This window comes from Klebsiella sp. HC6, assembly GCF_022605325.1.
Lineage (GTDB): Bacteria > Pseudomonadota > Gammaproteobacteria > Enterobacterales > Enterobacteriaceae > Klebsiella > Klebsiella terrigena.
In genome coordinates this window covers 1684936-1710451 of record NZ_CP093276.1, presented here as the reverse complement: position 1 = coordinate 1710451, position 25516 = coordinate 1684936, and the positions used below count along the sequence as shown (strand labels likewise).

Sequence of the window (25516 nt, the reverse complement as noted above, 5' to 3'; positions counted from 1 at the left end):
TTTATTTATATCACCCGATTACTGCGAGTCGATATCTTTCAGATCGCCCTCAATCGCCTGGGCATTCGGATTATCTGCCGGCGTGAGCTTACCGCCGTTGGCGATAAAGTCATGGCGCTGGAAGTAAGCTTCACGCACCAGGATATACGGATCTGAAGACTGGCGCAGCAGGCCATCGGAGTCCAGCAGCTGGGCTCGGGTCTCGACCCCTTCAACCGCCCACTTACCGATAGACATCGGCCAGGTCAGCCAGGAGAGCACCGGATAGAGTCCATCGGCCATATCACCGCCTTCATCACGCAGCGTAAAGCTTCCGTAGAACGGCAGCTGCACGTACGGGCCGTAGCCAACGCCGTAGTGACCCAGAGTGCTACCAAAGCGATGCGGCTCGACGCGCTGCAGCTGCGGGTTCGCCATCCCGGCGACGTCAATCAGGCCGCCCATCCCGAGAATAGTGTTAAGGAAGAAGCGGGTAAAGTGCACCATACCTTTATAGGGATCGCCCTGCAGGAAGTAGTTGGCCATCACCGCCGGTTCTTCAAGGTTGCTGGTAAAGTTACTCAGCCCATTACGCGCCGTCTGCGGGACATAGTCACGCCATGCCACGGCTACCGGACGCAGAACGTACGGGTCCACCACGTTAAAGTTGAAGTTGAACATCGTACGGTTAAACCCTTCAAGCGGGTCTGAACGCCCCTGTGGCGAATCGCCAGGGCTGGAACTGGCACATCCCACCAGCAGTGTGGCGCCGAGCGCAAGCGCCGACAGGCGATAATTCATAGGTGTGTCTCCCTGTTAATTTTGGCTATCGCTGTGGGTCATCCGGGGACTGCAGCCTCCATGAAGATATCGCCCGAAGCAAGGTGCACTCTGGTGCCTGCTTTCAGCATAGCCCTCTTTGGTATAATTGTTGCGTCCTGATTCTATACATATTTTGCAATATTCGTATTGCTATTCTTGCCATTGCACAAAAAATAGGATGTTCACCAGCACCGTCCGCGAAAAATATCTCTACGCTTATGATAATGAAAAATCATTGAGGGAAACGGCATGACTCCATACCCGGAATCGCCCGATCGCCGCAGCGGTAAAGAAGAGATAGAGGTTGAGAGCGACGAGAAACAGCAGGGCGAGGAAATAGAGGTGGATGAGGATCGTCTGCCCTCTCGCGCCATGGCCACGCATGAGGAGATCCGCCAGGAGGGGCAGAAGGAGCTTGAGCGCGACGGCATGGCTCTGCTTTGGTCAGCGGTCGCTGCGGGCCTGTCGATGGGCGCCTCGCTGGTAGCAAAAGGCATTTTTCACGTGCATCTTACCGACGTAGCGGGCGGGTACCTGCTGGAAAACCTCGGCTACACCTTCGGTTTTATCATCGTTATCATGGCCCGCCAGCAGCTGTTTACCGAGAATACCGTGACCGCCGTGCTGCCAATCATGCATAAACCCACCCTCGGTAACCTCGGCCTGTTATTACGTCTGTGGGGCATCGTGCTGGCGGGCAACCTCATCGGCACGGCAATCGCCGCATGGGCCTTTGATGTCATGCCAATATTTGACCCGGCGACCCGCGACGCCTTTGAGAAAATCAGCCTGAAGGTAATGCAAAACACGCCGGGCGAAATGTTTGCCAACGCGATTATTTCCGGCTGGCTGGTAGCAACGATGGTGTGGATGTTCCCCGCCGCCGGTGCGGCAAAGATCGTGGTCATAATTATGATGACCTGGCTTATTGCACTCGCCGATACCACCCATATTGTGGTCGGCAGCGTCGAAATATTTTATCTGGTCTTCAACGGCTCGCTGCGGTGGCAGGAGTTTATCTGGCCATTCGCCCTGCCGACGCTGGCTGGCAATATTTGCGGCGGGACGTTTATTTTCGCCCTGCTCAGCCATGCCCAGATCCGTAACGACATCAGTAATGAGAAAAAAGCGCGGGCTAAAGCTAAAAAAACGCGCTAAGTGGCGATAGATTAAGCAGTCAGCCGATAGCGGCTTAACCTGTAAGGAAAAAAACGCTATAATCCCGCCGCTTCGTCCCCTTAGTTAAATGGATATAACGAGCCCCTCCTAAGGGCTAGTTGCAGGTTCGATTCCTGCAGGGGACACCATTTTGAGCTCTCCTGATACCTACCGAATTCGATAAAATCCCCTGATGGCCGGCAAAAAGCGCTTAACCCTGGGTGTAACGTCTACCCGATTCAGCGCGAATCAACAGACGTTTGGCAAACCGATCCTGTTCAACCTCCGGCAAGCCCCCAAAACTTTCTGCTCGGCCACGCGGGCCATCGGCGGGCGCAGTAGCCATTTGTCTTTTATGGCGTCGGTACTCGGGCGTGTATGCAGCCAGTGGAGCGTGGCATCCAGACCTTCGCTGTCGGCTTTCTCCAGCGCTTCCGGTTCAAGCCCCTGGATATCGTTGTCAGCCATGCTGGTGGCACTGACCGGCTCATCGCGCCAGCCGGACATATCAGCGAGTACTTTTTCATTAATCCAGTTCAGCGTGATCTCATCAGCAAATGGCGCACTGTCGTGTCGTTAAACGCCAGCGTTTCAAGTCCGGTAACCAACAATATACGGACTTTGTGGTGCCAGAAGAAGGTATATCGACGGCGAAGGTGAGTGCGAATTTGTTGACTGATCGTCATAGCAGTAGATACGGGGGCCGCATCTTCGTTTGGTGACACCTTAACATCATCACCCTGCGCACATTGCAGTTCTATGCTGAAACTACGCTTACCATCAGCGCGAGCACCAAAGAGCAGAAAGATTCCAACTAAGGCCAGAGCAATGCTGGCTGCCACAGTACCACTCAACCAAGCATACCAGGCAGAAGTATGCCTGATGAGTTGTAGCCTTTCAGGCTGCCAGTAAACGATGCCCGCCACAACAATACTGCCGACCATCGTGATTAACGCCAAAAGCCAGAATACAATTTCCGGTTTCTTAAACAGCAAGAGGAATCGCCTCATGCCTCACCCTCCTTAGCGGAAGTCACGGGGGATACAGCCATATTCCCGACCTTTCCATTTTTGTGTTCACGGCATCCCAGTAAATGGTGCGCCAGTTGTTGTATTGATTGTGTGGTAACGGCCGCGGCACGCTCAGAAGTACGGCCTCGCTGCGAATACCGATAGTCCGACATTGACAGGGTTATCCTTGGGTTATTGCCGCCTTTGCTCTATTGGGGAGTAAATTCATATGTGTCGGTATATATCGATGGAATAAACTCAGCCCGGCGCGGGCAGGTGCTTCTGCTGTGCAGCGTACCGGCAATACGGCGGCCATGAATAAAATCGTCAGGTAAACCCCCCATGATTTTAAAAAGGCCGGGATGCTTACCACAGGTTACGCAGTGCTCCTCGCAGGCCTGCAATCTCCCAAAATGCATGTGATCGGGCATTCCTTCTGTGATCGTCCCACCGCAGCTTGTCTTATCGTCCTGAAACAAAAAATGTCCAACCGCCATCACTCTACCCTTACTTTTTTACTTTCATCCGTATCTGCACTTCTGTCTGTGCATAACGCCATTTCCGCTGTCTGCGGTCCCATTCAGCCAGAGCATGCAGATCCATGTCTTCCTGTGTCCGACTCCGTTTTAAGATCATTCCCGACAATCAGCACTTAACCGTGGCCTTCAGCCTGGCTATGCTCGCGCAGCTACGGTGTCAGGGTGACTCGCGCGCGGAGTAATAGCCTGTATCCCTTCCTTACAGCCCTTACAGCGGCAGAACTTCCTGAGGTTTTATGCAAACTCGCACATTACACTCAGGAAGTCTCATCCCTCTTCCGCCAGGCGGCAGTGACCGACAGGAACGCTCATCCCTGCAGGTCACTCAGCCGTATGCAACTACTCCATTCAGGTCCTGGCACAGGATACTCAAACTAACTTAGAACCACGCCTCGAACATGCCGCCGACGTTCAGAGAATCCAGCTGGTCGCTGCTGGTGCCGTTGACCTTAGCGGTATGTTTATTATCCACCTGGCCGCCGGTGACGTAGAAGCGCAGCATCGGCCGGAACTCAGGCCCCATACCAATCGCGATGTTCTGCGACAGCGTCAGCTTCCAGCCGTGGTTATCCCCGCCCCGATCGTAGTCAACGCGCTGATAGCCGGCTTCCAGCCAGGTTGAATGCACGTCGTTCCAGAAATACATCGGACGGATAATCGCGCCGTAGTTTTTACGGTTATCGGTATTGTCCTTGCCGTTGTCGTAGTCATGGAAGGCCAGCAGATACTCCACCTGCGCCTGTCGGGTAAACTTGTGGCTGCCCTCAAAGCTGGCGTAGATGGCGGTCAGATCGTCGGTTTTGTTATAGACGCTGTTATCCGCGTTATCGGAATAGCGCAGGATAACCTTGTTCACGCCGCCGTCGTTGGTATGGCTCAGCACCAGGCCGCCCTGCCAGGCATCGAGCTGCGCGTCGTTATCCACCGCTTTTGAATCAAAGCCGTAGTTGGCGTACACCTCAACGTCGATTGGGCCAGCCTTGATATTGTGGATTTTTGACGTCAGCGCGTAGTGGCCGTCATCGCCGGTGCCCGAGCCGCCGGTACAGGTGATGCGCGACGGGTTGGACTCATCGGCCATCACCTCCGGGCTGCAGGACTCAACCTGTGAGACCCCCGCCACGTCAAACTGCACGCCGCCGATATCAAAGTTTTTCACCCCGGCGCCCTGGCCGTCGTGGTTCATCCAGAAGTAGTCGTTGATCCCCTGCTGCGGACGCTGGTGGAAGTCGCGACCGGCCCAGATATAGGCGTTGGGGTTTGATTCGAGGACGTTAGTGACGCCGACGTAGGCCTTTTTCAGGTTAACTTCGTCGCTCCAGTGGTCGAACATAACGTTAATATCCCAGATAGCGCCCTGGCTGCTCTTAAAGGCTTTGGTGATCTGGAATTCGCCGCCGTTGCCTTCGTTGCCGAGACGGCCGATTGCCGACGCGCCGTTGTAGGAGCCGTCGACGCCGACGAACTTCTGGTCACCGGTCTGGAACTGGGCGCCGTAGCGGGCGTAGCCGCTAAACTTCAGGCCGAATGGAATAGCCATATCCGGTGAGGCTGCGGTGGTCTGCGGGTTGGTGATGACGTCCACCTTTTTATCGGCGGCAGCATCGATTTTGGCCTGACGGTCGGCCAGCGCTTTATCCACGGCTTTCGCCACAATGGCGTCGATTTGTTCCTGCGTAAATTCTTGTGCCATGACAGAGGAAAGCGGGCACAGCGCGGCAATAACCGCCATGACTAATGGCAGCTTTTTTATATTTTTCATGGTTATCTCAAATTAATTAATTATATTTTCAGACAATAACCATCCCGTTCTGGGGTAAGTTGAAAAGATACCACCAAAACAAGCTGATTTTATTTTTATTTGCGCAGAGGTACAGTTAAATAAATCGGGTAATAGGCTTCTCCCTATTCGATATAATTAAATATCAGCATGGATATCGATGAATAGTCTGTTGCAATAATCCACGCACGAACAAAAATGATGGCGGCCCGACATCTGCACCACGGTCGAGGTCATAGACTGCCGTATTTCGCCTACAGCCTTGCCGCTCTGCCGAGTCTACCGCAGTGCGCCATCGGCATCCCACAGCAAATCTCTGGCATTCTCTATCGCGCGCTAACGTAAGGCGGGCAGCGCTCATCAGCGGCCCCCCTTTCTTCACGACAGTAAGCGGGTATTTCGTTTATTATTTAATTAGAGCGTAATTCCCCTGCGTCCCAGCCATAATCGCCAGTAGCCGTTAACGAATCACCGAGCTCCTGATAAGCAAAATCATAAAAATCTGCGCTGACCTCATAGCCAGAGTAGTCGACTGCCGCCAGGCCAACGAATGCTCCGGTAAAGAACCCACCATAGCTTTGCAGGACATAATCATCTGAAAGTATTGCGGCATCCAGCGTGACCGGAATTTGAGTGAAGCTGATCCCATCAAAGCTATATTCATAGCTGTACGTTTGTTTGCGAACTTTGGTGCGGAACCAGACATACTCGGTACCTTCGGGGATCTTGATGGCATCATCTTTTAAATAAGAGGTGTATTTTCCGCGATTATTTTCACCTATTTCGATGACTGAGCCATTAATTTCATTCCAGGTGATGAACACAAAGCTCCAGTGACGATCGTTATAGAAATTCGTTAACCCCGCCATTTGTTGATAGCTGAATGGATTAAATTTGACCTTAACCTGGGCATCAAAATAGAAGGCTTGCCAACGTCGGGCAATAAGCGACAGGTCATGGGTATTCGCTAAAGAACCCTGACCAATCAACGTCAGTTTGCCATCGCCTGTGGTACCCATTTTTTTGGTGAACGGAACGCGGAGCGTATTCCAGTTGCGATCGAGGGTCGACGTGGTAAACGCATCATGCTGACTGTGATCTGTTGCGCTTTCGGTGTAAATGGCATCCTCTGGACCTTCAACAAACGTTTTTCCACCGTGGCCGCCTTCAACGCGCGGCCAGCCCTCTTCATCCCAGTACACTTTTTGGATCGACGTTTCTCTGCCCAGCGTTGACCAGCCGCGAGGATCGTAGACAGACTCGCCTGGACGATTCCACGGACGCGCGCAGAGCGAAGCGTAATACCATTCGCCAGCAGGCGTTGAAACCAAAGAGCCGTGGCCCTGCTTCTGGATGTAGCAGTCCGGCGTATCGACGTTGGTTAGGAAAACTTCTCCCGGTGCCGTGGTAAAACTGTGGGCATCTAAGGTCTTAGAACGCGCGACAACCTCCTGATGGGTGAATACGGTCCCTCCCTGAGCGGCGAAAAGATAGTAATATCCGTTCAGTTTGTAGAGGTGTGGCCCCTCGACAAGCGCAACGGCCGTGCCGCGATAGAGGGTTCGCGCTGTTTCCGGTTTTAACTTTAATGTCCGGGTATCAAGCTCAGTCAACGTAATGCCATCGAAGGGGTGATGATATTCTCGATGGTCCCAGGTTTGCTGAACGATATATTTACGCCCGTCATCGTCATGGAACAGTGAAGCATCGAAGCCAACGCCATTGAGTTTGATAGGATCTGACCATGGACCACGAATATCCGTAGCGGTGGTCAGATAGTTGGTCATATCTTTAAAGGCACCTTCCGTGATTTTCACATCCGTATACACTAGCCAGAATTTGCCATCAGCATGAGAAAGCGCCGGAGCCCAGATGCCACCTGATGAAGGGTTACCTTTCATATCTAACAGCGCGGTTGTGGACAAGGGGCTGGGGAGAAGATCCCAGTGCTGCAGGTCCTTTGACTCATGTAAACGCACGCCAGGGAACCACTCAAATGTAGAGTTTGCGATATAGTAGGTGTCATCTACACGGATAATACTGGGGTCCGCATTAAATCCAGGTAACACAGGGTTTTGAATAAGAGTCATAGCAATCTTCCTTTATATAATTCTCTAATTTAAATTTTTGCAATTTAATTCAAACTTTAACTATACCCGTACCTCATCAAGCTGACGGTTGATCTCTGTGACGTTTTTATCTGAGATAGGATAGAGTTGAATGACAATCATCGAAACAACGGATAAAGCAATCGGGATCCAAACCGCTGTCATAATAATTCCATCGATAGCATTGGCACTTTGTTGAGCACCGGTTTCGCTAAAGCCATACGCAGCCAGTAACCACAGTGGAATAGCGCCGCCAATAGTAAACCCAATCTTGAAGAAAAGGCCCATGATCGCATTAATAATCGCCGCATTGCGCTTGCCTGATTTCAATTCGCCATAGGCAATCACTTCAGGGACCAGCGCCCACATAAAGCCCGTAGCCGAGGTTAAGCCCCATTGTTTAATGAACGTGGCGATGTAGGCGAGCCACAGGGCATCATGCATGCCTTCTCGTGACCAAACGTAAGTCAACAATTCACCCACAATAAACATGGCAAGGAAAAGATGGAAGAACCCTTTTTTGCCAAAAAACTTCTTGAGTTTGGGCCAAAAAATAGGGAAGACAATACCCGGAATTGAGGCAACAAGACCAACTGCCCCCATCCATTCTGAATGGCCGACAACAAACTGATTGAAGAAACCGTTCACCGTATTCATGAAGAACATAAAGGTAAAGGCCAGCATGAAAAACAGCCCCAGAATGACAAGCGGCCGGTTGTTTTTCAGTTCAAGAAATAGATCGGTCGTTTTTACGTTGGCCGTTTGTTCTGCCGTCGCGACCACGCGCTCTTTGGTAAATTTATAACAGAAGAAAAGTGCCGCTGCGCCTAGCACCATATAAACTGAGTACACGCCAAACCACGCGTAATTCGCGGATGGATCGGTATAGTTCCCCATATTGAGTTCAAAGCCAAAAAAACCGGTATCCTTGAGGCTTCGATCTTTGGGTGAAGCAATTTGTACAAACATCGGGAACAGGGTATAGACAAGCAGGTTAGCACTGTTTGCCAACATCATTCGGGTACTGGTCAGTTTATCAATGGACTCAGGATCGCGTGTCAATGACGCGTTAAGAGAACCATAAGGAATATTCACCACTGAATAGACTAAATCCAGTGCCAAATAAATAATAAAGGCAAAAGGAACGGAACCCCGGACGCCAGGAATAGGAGCAAACAGCAATGCGGCAAGAATAACGAGCGGAATACCCGCTCTTAAAAGCCAGGGGCGATATTTGCCAGCACTGGAGCTTCTTCTGTCAACGTAGGTCCCGACCATCGGATCCCAAAAAACGTTAACTATGCGGACAAAAAGAAATATAAACCCGGCCGTTGCGGTGCTGATGGTATTTACCGTCAGCATGTGTAGAGCGAGAAAACCGCCAATTGTACCAAAGACGAGGTTTTGCGCAAAATCCCCCATTCCATAACCAATGCGCTCACCCCGCGTTAATTTGTGGTACTCATCATGCCGACTTGGAATTATGTCTTTACGCATTCTAATCAGGTCTCCGATTGTTTTTGTAAATGTGAAGCACTTTTTGACACAGATAACCGCGGAGAATCTATTGCGTTTTTATATTAATTAGTTACGTTTTTTTACTTTTGTGATCATTAAAACGCAGGGTTTCTTAATCCACGCAACAAAAATATGGCCCTGGTATCCCCCAATGTCCGGGCAGGACGCATGTACTCGACAAAACCAGCATTTTATTTCAGCGCTGATCAGCTCCCTCCGAAAGCTGAATTCTACATGACCGTCAGCGGAGGGAATACATGACTCAACTTTTTGCGATATTGCTCACATTTGAGCAATCTCTTAATCTGCGAATGAAATAACGTAATTGATCAACCGATGATGAAAAATAGAGGATAGCCGCAGCTATTGACCTTTCGTGCCCTGAATGATGGAGTTCATTGTGCAAACTTATTTCGATCGACTCGACGGCGTACGTTTTGCAGCACTTAAGGCAACAAACCCGCTGGCTTTTCGCCATTGCTGCCCGGATGAAATTGTGCCGGCAAACGGCCGGCAGAGCATCGGCGCTTTGCCGCCTGGTATTGGCACATCTTGTGCTGGAATGGCGCAGAGATGTTTGGCAAGGGTTCTTTTGAACGCCCCTGGCTGCAGGCTGGCGATGCACCAGGCCCGGTGCCGCGTATACTAACGACATCGTGCACGCAACAACCGTTACAGGAGCTTATGGTGTCTTTTACCCACCTGCGCATTGCCCGCCCCGTCACCCGCCTTGAGCACGCATTCAGGATGTATGCCGAGGGCTTAGGTTTACAAAAAATTGCCGATTTCGCGGATCACGACGGCTTCAGCGGGATCATGCTGGGCCGTAAAGATTTACCCTGGCATATCGAATTGACCCTCTGTCATCATCACCCGGTCCGCCCTGCGCAGACGGCGGAAGACTTGTTGGTGCTGTACTACCCCGAACGGGATGAGTGGCAAAGGGCGTGCGCAAAAATGGAGCTGGCCGGGTTTACCCCGGTGAGCTCGTTTAATCCGTACTGGGACGTGAGCGGGCGGACCTTTGCCGATGACGATGGCTATCGGGTGGTCCTGCAGAACAGAGCCTGGTCATCGGTCTAGAATCAACGCGTAGAGCCGCTCAGCCCGCACGGTTTGTGCCTCTGTTCAGCAGCGCCAGCGCGACGGCGGCGGAGAGCGCAACGGCAGCCGCGCTCGCCAGATAGACGGCGTTAATGCCCCATTTGCCCGCCAGGGCGCCGGCCAGCGGAGCGGTTACCCCTAAAGAAACATCAAGGAAAGCAACGTACGCCCCCATTGCCAGACTGCGGGTTTGCGGAGGAGCACGGCGTACGGCTTCCACGCCAAATCCGGGAAAAGCCAGCGAGTAGCCAAAGCCGGTAAGCGCCGCACCAAGGTAGGCCAGGGAGGCCGTATCTGCTCGCCAGATAAACAGCTGACCCACGGCCTCAATCACCACGCAGATCAGCGCAACCCTTGCGCCGCCCAGCCTGTCGGGCAGATGACCGAAGGCAATCCGCGCGGCAATAAAGGCCAGGCCGAAAGCGGTAAAAGCCAGCGACGCGTTACCCCAGCGATGGGCGGTAAACAGCAGCGCGATAAACGCTTCGATAACGCCGAAGCCGACGCTGCACAGGGCGAGGCCTAATCCCGGCTTCCAGACGGCGCTAAGGACGGTATAGAACGAGGTTTTCTCCGTCGCCAGCGGGGCAACGCCGCGGACTCTGGCAATGGCCAGCAGAGCAATAAAGGGGACCATCAGCACGGCAAGCGACAGGCCAAAGAAGCCGCCCCAGGCGTTAAAGGCCACCCCGAGCGGAGCGCCTGACGCGTAGGCACCGTACATCGCAATCCCGTTCCAGGACATCACTTTCCCGGCGTTTCGCGGGCCCACCAGCCCTATACCCCAGCCCATCGCGCCGGTCACCAGCAGGCTTTCGCCCAGCGCCAGCACGATGCGTCCGGCCAGCAGGATCCACACGCTAACGCCGGGGCTGGTCGTAAACAGCAGCGAGAGCAGATACAGGATCCCGGACCCGGCCGTCACCAGCAGGCCGATAACCATCGCGCGTTTCGCGCCGTGTATATCGGCAAAGTTGCCGGCCCAGGAGCGCGAAAGCAGCGCGGCCACGAACTGCGATCCGATGACCAGCCCCACCACCAGCGTACTCTGCCCCAGCGTACCGTGCAGGTGCAGCGGTAATACCGGCAACTGCATGCCAATAATCAGGAAACCAATATAAACCGATATCACAATCGGCAATAAGGTCAGGAACACGGACCTGGCCTGCGGTACGGCGTCAGTCAACGCCGCAGAAGTTTGATTTTGTTGTTCAGTCATAAGTGAATTCATTCAATGCGGGGATAAATAGCGGGCCGAAGGGCGTCCTCCCCTTCGGCTCTTGTGCCCTGTTGCGGGCTCTTTTTCATCTCGTGCGCAGCGAGAGCTCAACGTCATCCGCAAAGGGCACGGACAGGTAACCGTGTTGCGGATTGCGCACGTATTCCAGATATTCGGCGCTGTAGTCGGCATTATCGGCGATGATTAGCGCGCCGGGGCGCAGACGGCTTTCGAGGAGCGCCAAAATCTCCGGATACAGCGCTTTGGCGCCGTCCAGCAGCACCATATCGATGGTCTCCGGCAGATTCTGCGCCAGAGTTTGCAGCGCATCGCCTTCGCGAACATCGACCAGGGCATCAAGCCCGGCCTCTTTCAGGTGCTCGCGGGCCCGCAGCACCTTATTCGGCTCAAACTCGCTGGTTATCAGCAGGCCACCGCCGTTATCCTTTAGCGCGGCGGCCAGATGGAGCGCGGAAATACCAAACGAGGTCCCAAACTCTACAATATGCTGCGCCCGAATGCTGCGAGCCAGCATATAGAGCAACGTCCCGGTCTCCGCGGCGACGGGGAGCCAAAGATCCTTCAGATGACCATAAAGCTCGCGATATTCGGTTTTGCTGGTCATCATCCGCTCGCGGTCGGCGCGAGGAATGCTGGAGAACGCCGCGCTTGCGGCCCCGTTTGCCTGTTTAAACAGGCGTTCTAGTAATGCCGCCAGCGGCGCGGATGTCAGCGTGGTTGACATAATAAATCCTTCAAAAGTTGTGTGGTTTACGCCTGCGGCATAAAATGCGAATGATTCGTCACCTTTTAAAGAATACGATCAATTATTCACATTAACTATTCGCGTTCTGACTCGGGAGAGAAGCGCCATGTCGCCTGCTAAAATCAAGTTGATTTCATTGAGGAAAAAGCCAAAACAGGCCCGTTCAACCGAGCTGGTATCGGCGATTATTCAGGCCGCGCTTCAGGTTTTAGAAAAAGAGGGGGCGGTGCGCTTTACCACCGCGAGGGTGGCTGAAAAGGCAGGAGTGAGCGTCGGGTCGGTATATCAGTATTTTCCCAACAAAGCGGCGATTCTGTTTCGCTTACAAAGCGATGAATGGCAGCAGACAACGACCATGCTCAGCGGGATCCTCGGTAACGCCGATCGTCCTCCGCTCGACCGATTACGCACCCTGGTGCACGCCTTTATCCAGTCGGAGTGCGAAGAGGCGGGACTGCGCCAGGCGCTCAACGACGCCGCCCCGCTCTATCGCGACGCGCCCGAGGCCACAGAAAATAGAACCGCGGCCGATAGCGTCTATCGCCACTTTATTGAGGAAGTCCTTCCCGACGCCTCGGCGGCCAGGCAGCAGCTGGCCTGCGAGCTGTTGACGACAACGCTAAGCTCGGTGGGCAGCGGTTTCTCATCCAGCCCGCGCACGGCCGAAGAAATTAGCCGCTTCTCTGATGCGCTGGCGGATATGTTCAGCGCCTGGCTAAGAGAGTCCGCGCAGGAGGACGCCGCGCGGCGGTAAGGGCAAAGCTCTCTACCTGCAAACCGCCGGCGGGGCGACAAATTTAGCCCGACAGCCCAGGGTTTAGCGCGTACAATGCGGCAGCCGGCCTTTCTGACGATAAGGCCCGAGTCTCCCGTTTTCAGACCTGATGCCAGGCGGATAAATGAAGCAAATTACCCTCAGCGATATGCAACAACAGCGCGAAGCGGCGGCGAATTCACCGCGCCTGCGCGCGCACCGTAACTTTCACCCACAATTAAGCGATCCGGTACAGCGTTTAGCCGTTGCGATGGAGCCCGGAACCTACGTTCGCCCCCACCGCCACCCGCACACCTTTGAGCTGCTGCTACCGCTTAGCGGACGCTTTTTGGTATTGAATTTTGATGACCAGGGCTACGTCACCCGCCGGGTGATTTTAGGGGAAGAGTGCGCGGCGCTGGAGATGGATGCCGGGACCTGGCATGCGGTGCTCTCGTTAGATCCCGGCGGGATTATTTTCGAAGTGAAACACGGCGGCTATCGGCCGGTGGCGGCCGAGGATTATGTCTCCTGGGCGCCGGCTGAAGGCGACGCGGGCACCGCAGAGCTGATGGCGTGGTACCGCCAGGCGCAGGTTGGCGACGGCGCTTTTACCTTCTAGAAACGCCGGCTCCTCAGACAAGACGCCTTCAGCCGACACACGGCAGGCGGCGTCCTTACCGCAGCGTACTTCGTGAAAAATTAAGAAAAAACAAAAACCAACCCGCGTACCCGCCCAACCTGGTATATATTCAAAAAACGCTTTTCTGCGTTCATTTCACCGCCGCTAGCCATTTTTGGAATATGGATGAAACCCTATCTCAGCCCGGTCGCCGTACTTTGCACGTTATGTTTATCTTGCACCTATGCCAGCGCCGAGGTTGATCTGGGCTCTATCGATATTTTCTCGGCAAATAACCCCAATAGTCCGGTACCCAAAGGGTTCGTGCTGGGTGCCGCCGCCATCAGCGGCACCGCGCGCTACGAAAAGCAGGATAACGATACGCACCTGATCCCCGGCGGGCTCTATTTTGGCGACCGCTTTATCTACCTTGGCGATCGCGCCCGCTACTATTTTCATATCGATGACACGGTGGCGGCCTACGGCTACGGCCGCTGGCGTTTTGGTAATTTAGATCCCAGCGATAGCGATGCGTTCAGCGGAATGGAAAAGCGCAAGGGTGAGTTTGAAGCGGGGATCGGCGCGACGCTGATCGCCCCGTATGCGCTGCTCAGCGCACGCATTAGCTCCGACGTCACCGGTCGCAGCGACGGGCAGGAGCTGCTTTTATGGGCCGACTTCCCCATCATCAAAAACAATCTGCTGATCATGCCGGGGATGGGGCTGATGATCCGCAGTAAAAATATGGCGAACTACTATTTTGGCGGCGTCTCGTCCGCGGAAGCTACCGACCAGCGCCAACAGTGGGACACCGGCACAACCGTTTCGCCGATGGCGGCCATTGTCACCAGCTACCGCTTTAGCCCCCACTGGGTTGGGATGTTCGCGGCTAACTACGAGCTCTACGATAAGGACATCGCCGACAGCCCTATCGTCCAGCACAGCGGCGAGCTGTACGGTATTCTCGCCGTCGGCTACACCTGGTAAGCCCCCGCTACCGCCCCTCTCCTTCAGCGTTCAGCCCTGCGGCCACCTCCAGCGCCATGGCGCTAAACGCCCGTGCGGCCGCGCTCTGCCAGGAATCCTTATGCTGCAGCAGGCAGGCCGTTCTTTCCAGCAGCGCCGGCGTTAGCTCAATGGCCACCAGATCGTCGCGCTCCCGCACAACGGCAGCCGGAAGCAGGGTCGATAGCGGCGTACGCTGGATAACGGTCAGTACCGCGCTAATCGAGTTCGCCTCCATCCGAACCTGCGGCTCAATCCCGTACCGGCGGCAATAGCGATCGATCCGCTCCCGGGTCGCAAACTCTCCGCTAAGCAAGATCAGCGACTCCTGGCTCAGCGCTTCCCGCTCCACCCGCCGCTGCACCGCCAGCGGATGGTGGCGGCCCACCACCAGCGCCAGCGTTTCCGTCAGCAAAGGGCAGGACAAGATATCTCGCGAGCCGCCACCGTCAAAGGCAATACCGAGATCCAGCTCATCGTTGCGCAGCAGGGCTTCCATTCGATCCTGATCCATTTCGCGCAGGGTCAGCGAGATATTGGGGTAGCGCTGATAAAAAGAGCCCACCAGCGGCCCCATAAAATAGGTCGTAAAGGTCGGCATCATCGCCACCCGCAGCGTCCCTCGCTGAAGGTCCTCCACGTCGTGGATGGCGCGCTTTCCCTCGGCTAAATCCTGCAGCGCCCGGCGCGCATAGATCAGCCACACCTCCCCGGCATCCGTTAAGCGGATGCTGCGCGCGCTGCGGTCAAAAAGCTGGGCCCCCAGCGTCTCTTCGAGCTGGCGGATCTGCTGCGATAGCGCCGGCTGCGAGATATGGAGCGCCGTGGCGGCGCGCGTAAAGCCGCGATGTTCGGCAACCGCCAGAAAACAGGTGAGATGACGCAGCAGCATGCCGGTATCCATAAGTAATTCAAATTGAACTCATCATAAATAAGTCTTTTAACTTATGGAATAAGATACGTAACCTGTCGGCACCTTTAATCCCGGCGCTTTCCCCGCGCGCCGCGTCCCTATTTGCAGGAGCCTTTATGCCCATCGAGGTTAACGTTGTTCAGCATGCGTCCGTCGGCCGCCCTGGCCCGCATCCGCAGCGGGCAGGCGGGTCGCTATGAGCCACGCGGCGCGCGGCCGGCTAATGCTGCTGGTACTGGTCCTCGTCGGCATCAATATGCGCCCCCTGCTGACCTCAATCGGCCCCCTGCTTCCTCAGCTGCAGCAGGCCAGCGGTATGAGCTTTACCCTCGTTTCGCTACTCACCGCCATCCCGGTCGTCGCGATGGGCGCGCTGGCGCTGGCCAGCCCGTGGATTGACCGGCGCCTCAGCGAAAACCGGGGGATCGCGCTGAGCCTGCTGGCAATCGCCGCCGGCGCGCTGCTTCGCGAGCTCGCTCCGCGCAGCGGGCTGCTGCTGAGCAGCGCCCTGCTCGGGGGGATCGGCATCGGTATTATTCAGGCGACGATCCCGCGAGTGATAAAACGCCGCTTCCCGCAGCATACGCCCCAGGTGATGGGGCTATGGTCAGCGGCGCTGATGGGCGGCGGCGGTCTCGGTGCAGCCTTGACGCCGTGGCTGGCGCAGCGCAGCGCCGTCTGGTACCACGCCCTGGCCTGGTGGACGCTGCCCGCGGTGCTGGCGATCCTCGGCTGGTGGTCCGTTAACCGCGCGCCCGCGCGGGAAGCGCCTTTCGCCTCAGCGACGCCGGAAACCGCTATTTTCCGCCGCCGTCGCGCCTGGACGCTCGGGCTGTACTTCGGCCTCATTAACGGCGGCTACGCCAGCCTGATCGCCTGGCTGCCGCCCTACTACATGCAGTCAGGCTACAGCGCGCAGCTTAGCGGCACCCTGCTGGCCGTGATGACGCTGGGCCAAACCGCCGGCGCCCTGCTGCTGCCGATGCTGGCCCGGCATGAGGATCGGCGCAAATTGCTGATGCTGACGCTGCTGCTGCAGCTGATTGGCTTCTGCGGGTTTATCTGGCTGCCGCTGTACCTGCCGCAGCTGTGGGCGATAAGCTGCGGGGTTGGTTTAGGCGGCGCCTTTCCGCTGTGCCTGGTGCTGGCGCTCGACCACTCCCGACATCCGGCGATTGCCGGACGGCTGGTGGCCTTTATGCAGGGAATTGGCTTTATCGTCGCCGGCCTCTCGCCATGGCTATCGGGCCTGCTGCGCAGCCTGAGCGGGAATTACGTGCTGGACTGGGCCTTTCACGCCGTCTGCGTGGCGCTCCTGATGGTGATAACGCTGCGTTTTGTGCCGGCACGCTACCCGCAGGAGTGGCGAAAAACGCCGCCGACTGGCGATCGGGCGCGATAACGTCAGGTGCGGAAGGGCCGCTTTCGCGCCCTTCCGCAGAGAAAAAAGCCAAAAATCAAACCGCTACCCGCGTTAAAACTATCGCCGCCAATTGCCTTCGCCAGAATCGTATTTATTACCGAGTGAAATTAATGTGTCGCCGAATCACGACACTCGTAAGTAACTAAAAATTAATAAAAAAATGCCTCTTGTTTCCCCCATTTTTTAGGCGTACATTAGCGCCAGCTGGAGCAGTTACAGCCTGTAATTCCGAACCGCCGCAGCCGTCAGAAGCCTCTGGTTTTTCCTGCGACAGTTCATGGAAAACAATGAAAACAAAATTCGTTTGGCGTTTCGCCGAGAATGCGGAGTAATGAGACGTGAAATACTTTTTTATGGGCGTGTCTTTTATGGTCATCGTTTGGGCCGGCACCTTTGCCCTGATGATCTAAGCAGCGTGAAGAGTTAAAAGAAAGGGAGCCGGCGGCTCCCTTTCTTTATTCCTGTTTTTATTCCCGCACTTATTCCTGGCCTTCGCCCGCCGTCTTGCCCGCGGCAGGAAGCAGTCCGTCGGCGCGGAACATCGATTTTATGCCGCGAATAGCCTGACGGATGCGATCGCGGTTTTCAATCAGGGCGAAGCGCACGTGGGTGTCGCCGTAGTCGCCAAAGCCGATGCCCGGCGATACGCACACTTTGGCATCCTGAAGCAGCTTTTTGGCGAACTCCAGCGATCCCATCGCCGCATAGTGCTCAGGGATCTTTGCCCACACGTACATGGACGCTTTCGGGCACTCCACCATCCAGCCCGCTTCGTGCAGCCCCTTAACCAGCACATCGCGACGGCGCTTGTACTGCTCCGCAATATCGCGCACGCACTGCTGATCGCCTTCCAGGGCGGCGATGGCCGCCACCTGCAGCGGAGTGAAGGTGCCGTAATCGTGGTAGCTTTTAATTCGCGCCAGCGCGTTGACCAGCGTTTTGTTGCCGACCATAAAGCCGATGCGCCAGCCGGCCATATTGTAGCTTTTCGACAGCGTGAAGAACTCAACCGCCACGTCGCGCGCGCCGGGTACTTCCATAATGGAAGGCGCCTTCCAGCCGTCATAGACAATGTCGGCATAGGCCAGGTCATGCACCACCAGCACGTCGTAGCGCTTGGCCAGCGCCACCACTTTTTCAAAGAACTCCAACTCGACGCACTGCGCGGTCGGGTTAGAAGGGAAGCCAAGGATCATCATCTTCGGCTTCGGATAGCTTTCGCGGATCGCGCGTTCCAGCTCGTTGAAGAAATCAACGCCTTCCACCAGCGGCACCGAACGCACCTGGGCGCCGGCAATCACCGCGCCGTAAATATGAATAGGGTAGCTGGGATTAGGCACCAGCACCGTGTCCCCGTGATCCAGCGTCGCCAGCATCAGATGCGCCAGCCCCTCTTTCGAGCCGATAGTCACAATGGCTTCCGATTCCGGGTCAATCTCGACGTTATAGCGATCCTGATACCAGCGCGAGATAGCCCGGCGCAGGCGTGGAATGCCGCGAGAGGTCGAGTAGCCGTGGGTATCCGGGCGTTGGGCAACGGTGCACAGTTTTTCAACGATATGCGGCGGCGTCGCGCCGTCCGGGTTGCCCATGCTGAAATCGATAATATCTTCGCCGCGCCGACGCGCAGCCATTTTCAGTTCAGCGGTAATGTTAAAAACGTACGGGGGGAGACGATCGATACGCGTAAAGCGGCGTTCAGGACTGAATTCAGCCATAGATTCCTCGGATTAACGTGAGCGCCCGGACCGTCCGAGCGACGCTGCCGCTGTTGCGACACGTTAAGAAAATAACCCGAAAAAATTCACGCTGTCGAGAGGGCAGAGAAAAAATAAAATCTGGCACAAAAAACGGGTACTCGTTCCAGTAAATACGGCAGCGGCGGATCCGGATTTAGCCAATACGATCGTTGAAAGTAACATCTTAATATCTTTTATATTACCTGATTTTAGCCGCAGGACTCTCGCCTTCGCGGCCGCCCGCCTTTTGCTGAAGATCCCCTTTTAAAAGTGTGCCTGTTCCCTATTATTGTCTGCGGCTGGCCTTCTGGGGCGAGGTTTTTTATCATAGCGTTTTCCCGCGAATGACACGGCGCCTCCATGCACGAAATATTCACCATGCTGCTCGCAGTTTTTGACCGCGCGGCACTGATGCTAATTTGTCTTTTTTTCCTCATCCGCCTGCGGCTGTTTCGCGAACTGCTGCATAAATCTGCCCATACGCCGAAGGAGCTGCTGGCCGTCACCGCCATCTTCTCCCTGTTTGCCCTGTTCAGTACCTGGTCAGGCGTACCGGTGGAGGGTTCGCTGGTCAACGTGCGCATCATCGCAGTGATGTCCGGCGGTATCCTGTTTGGCCCGTGGGTCGGCGCCATCGTTGGCGTCATTGCCGGGGTGCACCGCTACCTGATCGATATCGACGGCGTTACCGCCATCCCCTGCTTTATCACCAGCATCATCGCCGGGCTATTGTCCGGACTGATCGGCCGCAGGGTGCCCAAGGCCCAGCGCTGGAAGGCCGGGATCCTCGCCGGGATGCTCTGCGAAACGCTGACCATGATCCTCGTGGTGCTGTGGGCGCCCTCCTTTTCACTGGGCCTCGATATCGTCTCGAAAATCGGTATTCCGATGATCCTCGGCAGCGTCAGTATCGGTTTTATCGTCCTGCTGGTGCAGAGCGTCGAGGGAGAAAAAGAGGCCAGCGCCGCGCGCCAGGCCAAGCTGGCGCTGGATATTGCCAACAAAACGCTGCCGCTGTTTCGCCACGTTAACAGCGAGTCGCTCCGCCAGGTCTGCGACATTATCCGCCGTGATATCAACGCCGATGCGGTGGCGATCACCACCACCGATCGGGTGCTGGCCTACGTTGGCTTTGGCGAGGGCAACTATCACGACCGCGACAACGCCATTAGCCCCACCACTCGCCAGGCGATTGAGAGTGGAAAAATTATCATCAAGAACAACGATGAGGCGTACAGAACTCCGGAAATTCACTCGATGCTGGTGATCCCATTGCGGGAAAAAGGCGTCGTCACCGGGACGCTGAAAATCTACTACTGCCACGCGCACCGCATCACTTCGTCGCTGCAGGAGATGGCGATAGGCCTGTCGCAAATTATCTCCACCCAGCTGGAGGTCTCCCGCGCGGAGCAGCTGCGGGAAATGGCCAACAGGGCCGAGCTGCGCGCGCTGCAGAGTAAAATCAATCCGCACTTTCTCTTCAACGCGCTCAACGCCATTTCGTCATCGATTCGCATGAATCCGGATACCGCGCGTCAGCTTATTTTTAATTTATCGCGCTATTTACGCTATAACATTGAATTAAAAGACGACGAGCAGATTGATATTAAAAGGGAGCTGTACCAAATCAAGGACTACATTGCCATTGAACAGGCGCGCTTCGGCGACAAGCTCACCGTTATCTATGATATCGATGATGAAGTCAGCTGCGTCATTCCCAGCCTGCTGATCCAGCCGCTGGTAGAAAATGCGATTGTTCACGGGATCCAGCCCTGCAAGGGAAAAGGCGTGGTCACGATTGGCATCAACGAGTGTGGGAACCGGGTACGGATTAGCGTCCGTGATACCGGCAACGGCATCGATCCGGCCGTCGTCGCCCGGGTGGAGGCCGATGAAATGCCGGGGAATAAAATCGGCCTGCTCAACGTTCACCATCGGGTCAAACTGCTGTACGGTGAAGGGCTGCATATCCGGCGCATGACCCCGGGTACGGAGATCACCTTCTACGTGCCCAACCGCAACGCCCCTCAGCCTACGCCGGTGTCGCTGCTGCCATGAGCGGAGAAAAAATGAAAGTCATCATCGTTGAGGACGAGTTCCCGGCGCAACAGGAGCTGACCTGGCTGATTAACACCCACAGCCAGATGGAGATTGTCGGTACCTTTGACGACGGGCTGGACGTGCTGAAGTTTCTGCAGCACAACAGGGTCGATGCCATTTTTCTCGACATCAACATCCCCTCGCTGGACGGCGTTCTGCTGGCGCAGAACATCAGCCAGTTTGCCCACAAGCCGTTTATTGTGTTTATCACCGCCTGGAAAGAGCACGCCGTAGAGGCATTTGAGCTGGAGGCGTTCGATTACATCCTCAAGCCCTATCAGGAATCACGCATTATCAACATGCTGCAGAAGCTAAGCAGCGCCTGGCAACAGCAGCAGCTTCCGGCGGCCAGCGCCAGCGCGGCGCCGAACCCGCAGCGGGAAAACGACACCATCAATCTGATCAAAGACGAGCGGATTATCGTCACCAGCATTCACGATATCTACTACGCGGAAGCGCATGAAAAAATGACGTTTGTCTATACCCGGCGGGAGTCGTTCGTGATGCCGATGAACATCACGGAGTTTTGCGCCAAACTGCCGCCAGCGCACTTCTTCCGATGCCACCGCTCCTACTGCGTCAATCTGAACAAAATTCGCGAAATTGAGCCGTGGTTTAATAACACCTACGTTCTGCGGCTGCGGGATCTGGAGTTTCAGGTGCCGGTGAGCCGCAGCAAGGTCAAAGAGTTCCGCCAGCTGATGCACCTGTAGCCGGCGCTTATCCGGGCCCGAGGGCCCGGAGGCGTGGTTTAGAGGATTTGGCCGAGCGTCTGGCGTAAATGCGCGCCGGACCCCAGCAGCCCCGGATTGTCATGGACAATCAGGTACACCGGAATATCCTGCACGAAGGCTTTAAAGCGCCCTTTATCTTCAAAACCGCCGCGGAAGCCGGACGCCTTAAAGAATTCGAGGAAGCGCGGCACGATACCGCCCGCAATATACACGCCGCCAAAGGTCGCCAGCGTCAGCGCCAGGTTGCCGCCAAAACGGCCCATGATCACGCAGAACAGCGACAGCGCGCGGCGGCAGTCGGTGCAGGAGTCAGCAAGCGCGCGTTCGGTCACGTCTTTCGGCTGCAGATTTTCCGGTAAACGACCATCAGATTTCACTATCGCGCGATAGAGGTATACCAGACCCGGGCCTGAGAGCACGCGTTCGGCGGAAACGTGTCCCAGCTCGGCGCGCAGCTCTTCCAGAATAATGCCCTCTTCTTCGCTGTTCGGCGCGAAGTCGACGTGGCCGCCCTCGCCCGGCAGGCTGACCCAGCGTTTATCAACGTGGACCAGATGCGCCACGCCGAGGCCGGTCCCCGCGCCATAGACGGCGATAGGTTTCCCCTCTACCGGCGCCGTGCCGCCAAACTGAATCAGGTGCTCGGCTTTTAGCATCGGAATCGCCATCGATACCGCCGTGAAATCGTTGATGATTTCCAGATGGGCGAACCCGAGGTTGCTTTTCATTTCGGCGATGGAAAACGCCCAGGTATGGTTGGTCATCGCCACCCAGTCGCCGGTGATCGGGCAGGCAATAGCAATGCAGCCGTCCTCGACGTCGACGCTGTGCTCGTCGAGATAGACGCGAACGACGGCTTCGAGACTGGGATAATCGAGCCCGGAATAGGTTTTGGCGCGGGAGATCTCCCCGTTCGCCATATCACATAATGCCAGTCGGGCATTGGTTCCGCCGACATCCCCTACTAAAGCAAATTTTGTCATTCCGTTACGGCTCCACTAAAGTCAAAATGATTCTTTTGGCACACTGTAAATTCATGATGCCCTAACAACAACGACCAACGTATAAGCGCCCACAGTTTAGCGACCTATATCACATTTAGGCTGTAATCTGTGCAAAATGGTTTATCCCGCGCCGCTGCGATCGTCAGGCATAGCCTTAAGTTTATCGTTTCAGCACCATTTGCATCGACGCTCTCCTGGCGCGAAGGCAAAGTAGTGCTCCGCAACCTGCAAAAGGAAATTTTCATGCTGCATCCGCGCGCCAGAACAATGCTGTTGCTATCGGTCCCGGCGGTTATCATCGGGATTGCGTCCAGCCTGGTATTGATTGTGACGATGAAGGTTGCGAGCGTCCTGCAGAATATCCTCTGGAGCGTTTTGCCGCTGAGCCTCGGCCTTAACGCCGGCGGGCATCTCTGGACCATTGCCATTCTGACGCTCACCGGCATTGCCGTCGGTCTGGTTATCCGCTTTAGCCCAGGCCACGCCGGGCCCGACCCGGCGGCTGAATCGCTGGTCGGCGCGCCGGTCAGCACCAGCGCCCTGCCGGGGCTGATTGCCGCGCTCATTTTAGGCCTCGCGGGCGGCGTCAGCCTTGGGCCAGAACACCCCATCATGGTGGTCAATATCGCCCTGGCGGTGGCCATCGGTTCGCGCCTCTTTCCCCGCGTCAGCTCGCTTGACTGGACGATCCTCGCCGCCTCCGGGACTATCGGCGCCCTGTTTGGCACGCCGGTTGCCGCCGCGCTGATCTTTTCGCAAACCCTTAACGGCAGCAACGACGTCCCGCTGTGGGACCGCCTTTTTGCCCCGCTGCTGGCGGCGGCGGCCGGCGCCCTGACAACCAGCCTGTTCTTCAACCCCCACTTCTCGCTACCGATCCCGCACTATCCGCAGATGCAGCTGGTGGATATCTTTAGCGGCGCGGTGGTCACGCTGATCGCGATTGCCGTAGGCATGGTTGCCGTCTGGTGCTTGCCGCGCCTGCATGCGCTGATGCACCGCCTGAAAAGCCCCGTTTTAACGCTCGGGATCGGCGGTTTGCTGCTCGGCATTCTCGGAACCGTCGGCGGGCATATCACCCTGTTTAAAGGGCTGGATGAGATGCAGCAAATGGCGTTCAGCCAGACCCTGAGCGGCGGCGACTTTATGCTGATTGCGCTGGTGAAGCTGGCGGCGCTGACGATCGCTGCCGCCAGCGGCTTTCGCGGCGGGCGAATTTTCCCGGCGGTCTTCGTCGGCGTGGCGCTGGGCCTGATGCTGCATGCGCACGTTGACGCCGTCCCGGCGGCGATTACGGTTTCCTGCGCGATTCTCGGAATGACGCTGGTGGTCACCCGTGACGGCTGGCTGAGCCTGTTTATGGCCGCCGTCGTGGTGCCGGACACCACGCTGCTGCCGCTGCTGTGCATGGTGATGCTCCCGGCCTGGCTGCTGCTGGCCGGGAAGCCGCTGATGATGATTAAACGACGCCCCGACTAAAGGCGGCTGTTGCGCTCCTCAAGAGCCTCGGTCACCGCCCGCAAAAAGTCGGGGATATCCATTTTTGGCAGCATCACCTCGACCAGCGTCAGCCGGTCGGAGGCCAGGCTGTCGTTCATCGCCTCCTTCAGCTCCGCGGTGCGCGTCACGCGCCAGCAGCGCGAAGGAACGTCGGGGGCAAACGCCTCCGGCAGGCGGTTCCAGTCCCAGAGGGCGATATCGTTATAGCGCTGCTCCGGCCCGTGGATCGCCCGCTCAACCGTATAGCCTTCGTTGTTAAGCAGCAGTATGAGCGGCCGCTGCTTGTCGCGCAGCATCGAGCCCATCTCCTGGATCGTGAGCTGCGCTGCGCCATCGCCGATAATCAATACCACCCTTCGATCCGGCGCGGCGGTCTGCGCGCCGTAGGCCGCCGGCAGCGTAAAGCCTATCGACCCCCACAGCGGCTGAACCAGCAGCGTCGCATCCGAGGGCAGCCTCAGCGCCGCGACGCCGAATGCCGCGGTTCCCTGATCGGCGAGAATAATATCCCCCGGCCTCAGCTGCTCCTGTACGGTGCTCCAGAAGCTTTTTTGCGTCAGCGTGCCGCCGGTAGCGCCGCCAACCTCCGGCAGCGAGACCGGCGGCAGCGTCCACTCCGCCGCCAGGCTGGCGGAGAGCCCGATCAGGACCGCCAGCGCCTGATCCATCGGGATCCGACTAAACCAGCGCTCCCCTACCCTGACGGCGAACGGCTGGATCTCAATGGTGCGCTCGGGCGGTAAATGCTGGGTAAATCCGGCGGTAATGGTGTCGGTAAAGCGCGTGCCTACGCAGATAATGGTATCGGCGTTTTCAATGGTCTCGCGGGTTTGGGGTGCGCTGGCGATGCCGCTGTAGGTCCCGACAAAACCGGGATTCTGCTCGTCAAAGAGCCCCTTGCCCATCAGCATGGTGGCGTGAGCGATCGGCGTTTTTTCGACCCAGGTTCTTAGCGTTTCCTGTAGGCCATAGCGCTGGGCGAGAAAATCCGCCAGCAGCGATACCCGCCGGCTGCCCCGCAGCAGCTGTCCCGCATACTCCTGAAAGCCGGCCAGCTGATTCTCGTCCGCCGGCGGACCCTCAATCACCAGACGACGCGCGGGCGGCGTGGCGCTGGCCCTTGCGACGTCGGCGGGCAGCATTAAATAGCCGGGACGATGGTGGGCCAGCATTTCGCTGAAGACGCGATCGATTTCATGGCAGGCGTTGCCCGCCGTCAGGGTGGCCTGAGTGCAGGTAATCTGCTCGCTCATGCGCGCAAAATGGGTAAAGTCGCCGTCCCCCAGCGTGTGGTGCAGCAGCTCCCCCCGCTGCTGGGCGCCGCTGCAGGGGGCGCCCACGATATGCAGAACCGGGACGTGTTCGGCATAGCTGCCCGCCACGCCGTTAAGCGCGCTCAGCTCGCCAACGCCGTAGGTCGTCAGCAGCGCGCCGGCGCCCTTAATACGCGCATAGCCGTCGGCCGCATAGGCGGCGTTCAGTTCGTTCGCGCAGCCGACCCATCCCAGCGCCTCATGCGCAATCACACGATCGAGGAACTGCAGGTTGTAATCTCCCGGTACGCCAAACAAGCGGTCTATGCCGCAATCTACAAGGCGATCCAGCAGATAATCGCCAATCGTGTAAGTCGGTTGCATAGCCATACTCCTCATCCCGTGCAGGTAATTTGAGTATTGAATAAGCGATCGAACTGTCCAGATTGTGTCGAATATATGAGGT

21 protein-coding genes, 1 tRNA gene and 2 pseudogenes are annotated in these 25516 nt (G+C 56.5%); 12 read left to right on the top strand and 12 right to left on the bottom strand.

What is annotated here, in order from left to right:
* Positions 1–18: 18 nt before the first annotated feature.
* Positions 19–780 carry a phospholipid-binding lipoprotein MlaA gene (gene mlaA / locus MMW58_RS08480; protein WP_241723115.1) on the bottom strand — a complete coding sequence of 254 codons (762 nt, stop codon included), beginning with the start codon at positions 778–780 and terminating at the stop codon, positions 19–21.
* A gap of 270 nt (positions 781–1050) precedes the next feature.
* Between mlaA and MMW58_RS08475 the strand changes: the two genes are divergently transcribed.
* Positions 1051–1959 carry a formate/nitrite transporter family protein gene (locus MMW58_RS08475; RefSeq protein ID WP_241723114.1) on the top strand — a complete coding sequence of 303 codons (909 nt, stop codon included), beginning with the start codon at positions 1051–1053 and terminating at the stop codon, positions 1957–1959.
* 74 nt (positions 1960–2033) lie between these two features.
* Positions 2034–2108 (top strand) — tRNA-Arg (locus tag MMW58_RS08470).
* A 154-nt stretch (positions 2109–2262) separates the two neighbouring features.
* On the opposite strand, the pseudogene MMW58_RS08465 reads toward MMW58_RS08470, so the two are convergent.
* The 5 genes and pseudogenes from MMW58_RS08465 to MMW58_RS08445 form a co-directional block, all read right to left on the bottom strand.
* Positions 2263–2564, bottom strand: a pseudogene (locus MMW58_RS08465) (type VI secretion system domain-containing protein); the annotation flags it as partial.
* Between the two features lie 614 nt (positions 2565–3178).
* Positions 3179–3466 carry a PAAR domain-containing protein gene (locus tag MMW58_RS08460; protein WP_241723113.1) on the bottom strand — a complete coding sequence of 96 codons (288 nt, stop codon included), beginning with the start codon at positions 3464–3466 and terminating at the stop codon, positions 3179–3181.
* Positions 3467–3887: 421 nt separating this feature from the next.
* The gene (locus tag MMW58_RS08455) at positions 3888–5270 is read right to left on the bottom strand and encodes a carbohydrate porin (protein WP_159317175.1); all 1383 of its coding nucleotides are present in this window, start codon (positions 5268–5270) and stop codon (positions 3888–3890) included.
* A 428-nt stretch (positions 5271–5698) separates the two neighbouring features.
* Positions 5699–7378, bottom strand: coding sequence for a glycoside hydrolase family 43 protein (locus tag MMW58_RS08450; RefSeq protein ID WP_241723112.1), 1680 nt, complete (start codon positions 7376–7378; stop codon positions 5699–5701).
* Between the two features lie 60 nt (positions 7379–7438).
* Positions 7439–8878 carry an MFS transporter gene (locus MMW58_RS08445; RefSeq protein WP_166646169.1) on the bottom strand — a complete coding sequence of 480 codons (1440 nt, stop codon included), beginning with the start codon at positions 8876–8878 and terminating at the stop codon, positions 7439–7441.
* Positions 8879–9314: 436 nt separating this feature from the next.
* On the opposite strand from MMW58_RS08445, the pseudogene MMW58_RS08440 reads away from it, so the two are divergent.
* Together MMW58_RS08440 and MMW58_RS08435 are read left to right on the top strand one after the other, a co-directional pair.
* Positions 9315–9538: pseudogene (locus MMW58_RS08440) on the top strand (xylose isomerase); the annotation flags it as partial.
* A gap of 60 nt (positions 9539–9598) precedes the next feature.
* Positions 9599–9997, top strand: a complete 399-nt coding sequence (locus MMW58_RS08435) for a VOC family protein (RefSeq protein ID WP_371823008.1) — start codon at positions 9599–9601, stop codon at positions 9995–9997.
* Positions 9998–10016: 19 nt separating this feature from the next.
* Here MMW58_RS08435 and MMW58_RS08430 read toward each other — a convergent pair whose 3' ends face one another.
* Together MMW58_RS08430 and MMW58_RS08425 are read right to left on the bottom strand one after the other, a co-directional pair.
* Positions 10017–11237 (bottom strand): arabinose transporter, encoded by a 1221-nt coding sequence (locus MMW58_RS08430; protein WP_241723111.1) that lies wholly within the window; start codon positions 11235–11237, stop codon positions 10017–10019.
* A gap of 85 nt (positions 11238–11322) precedes the next feature.
* Positions 11323–11982 carry an O-methyltransferase gene (locus tag MMW58_RS08425; RefSeq protein WP_241723110.1) on the bottom strand — a complete coding sequence of 220 codons (660 nt, stop codon included), beginning with the start codon at positions 11980–11982 and terminating at the stop codon, positions 11323–11325.
* 127 nt (positions 11983–12109) lie between these two features.
* Here MMW58_RS08425 and MMW58_RS08420 point away from each other — a divergent pair, with 127 nt between their 5' ends.
* From MMW58_RS08420 to MMW58_RS08410, 3 genes are all read left to right on the top strand, one after another.
* Positions 12110–12757, top strand: coding sequence for a TetR/AcrR family transcriptional regulator (locus MMW58_RS08420; RefSeq protein ID WP_241723109.1), 648 nt, complete (start codon positions 12110–12112; stop codon positions 12755–12757).
* A 145-nt stretch (positions 12758–12902) separates the two neighbouring features.
* A complete protein-coding gene (locus MMW58_RS08415; RefSeq protein WP_159236785.1) occupies positions 12903–13379 on the top strand; it encodes a WbuC family cupin fold metalloprotein in 477 nt (158 codons plus the stop codon).
* Between the two features lie 186 nt (positions 13380–13565).
* Positions 13566–14366 carry a MipA/OmpV family protein gene (locus tag MMW58_RS08410; protein WP_159236786.1) on the top strand — a complete coding sequence of 267 codons (801 nt, stop codon included), beginning with the start codon at positions 13566–13568 and terminating at the stop codon, positions 14364–14366.
* 7 nt (positions 14367–14373) lie between these two features.
* On the opposite strand, the gene cynR is transcribed toward MMW58_RS08410, so the two are convergent.
* Positions 14374–15276 carry a transcriptional regulator CynR gene (gene cynR, locus MMW58_RS08405; protein ID WP_241723108.1) on the bottom strand — a complete coding sequence of 301 codons (903 nt, stop codon included), beginning with the start codon at positions 15274–15276 and terminating at the stop codon, positions 14374–14376.
* A 217-nt stretch (positions 15277–15493) separates the two neighbouring features.
* On the opposite strand from cynR, the gene MMW58_RS08400 reads away from it, so the two are divergent.
* The gene (locus tag MMW58_RS08400) at positions 15494–16699 is read left to right on the top strand and encodes a cyanate transporter (RefSeq protein ID WP_305853197.1); all 1206 of its coding nucleotides are present in this window, start codon (positions 15494–15496) and stop codon (positions 16697–16699) included.
* A 359-nt stretch (positions 16700–17058) separates the two neighbouring features.
* Entirely contained in the window at positions 17059–17130 is a 72-nt protein-coding gene (gene ypdK / locus MMW58_RS08395; protein WP_115193904.1) for a membrane protein YpdK, read from the top strand.
* A gap of 69 nt (positions 17131–17199) precedes the next feature.
* Here the strand turns inward: ypdK and alaC are convergent, their stop codons facing one another.
* Positions 17200–18438 carry an alanine transaminase gene (gene alaC / locus MMW58_RS08390; protein ID WP_133599322.1) on the bottom strand — a complete coding sequence of 413 codons (1239 nt, stop codon included), beginning with the start codon at positions 18436–18438 and terminating at the stop codon, positions 17200–17202.
* A 399-nt stretch (positions 18439–18837) separates the two neighbouring features.
* Between alaC and MMW58_RS08385 the strand changes: the two genes are divergently transcribed.
* The gene (locus tag MMW58_RS08385) at positions 18838–20517 is read left to right on the top strand and encodes a sensor histidine kinase (RefSeq protein ID WP_241723703.1); all 1680 of its coding nucleotides are present in this window, start codon (positions 18838–18840) and stop codon (positions 20515–20517) included.
* An 11-nt stretch (positions 20518–20528) separates the two neighbouring features.
* Positions 20529–21272 (top strand): LytR/AlgR family response regulator transcription factor, encoded by a 744-nt coding sequence (locus MMW58_RS08380; protein WP_123710394.1) that lies wholly within the window; start codon positions 20529–20531, stop codon positions 21270–21272.
* Between the two features lie 38 nt (positions 21273–21310).
* Here the strand turns inward: MMW58_RS08380 and glk are convergent, their stop codons facing one another.
* Positions 21311–22276, bottom strand: a complete 966-nt coding sequence (glk, locus tag MMW58_RS08375; RefSeq protein WP_159236788.1) for a glucokinase — start codon at positions 22274–22276, stop codon at positions 21311–21313.
* A gap of 264 nt (positions 22277–22540) precedes the next feature.
* On the opposite strand from glk, the gene MMW58_RS08370 reads away from it, so the two are divergent.
* Positions 22541–23776, top strand: coding sequence for an ion channel protein (locus MMW58_RS08370; RefSeq protein WP_133599327.1), 1236 nt, complete (start codon positions 22541–22543; stop codon positions 23774–23776).
* Here the strand turns inward: MMW58_RS08370 and MMW58_RS08365 are convergent.
* Complete coding sequence (locus MMW58_RS08365) at positions 23773–25434, bottom strand: alpha-keto acid decarboxylase family protein (RefSeq protein ID WP_241723107.1); 1662 nt, start codon at positions 25432–25434, stop codon at positions 23773–23775. The genes MMW58_RS08370 and MMW58_RS08365 overlap by 4 nt on opposite strands.
* Between the last annotated feature and the right edge of the window lie 82 nt (positions 25435–25516).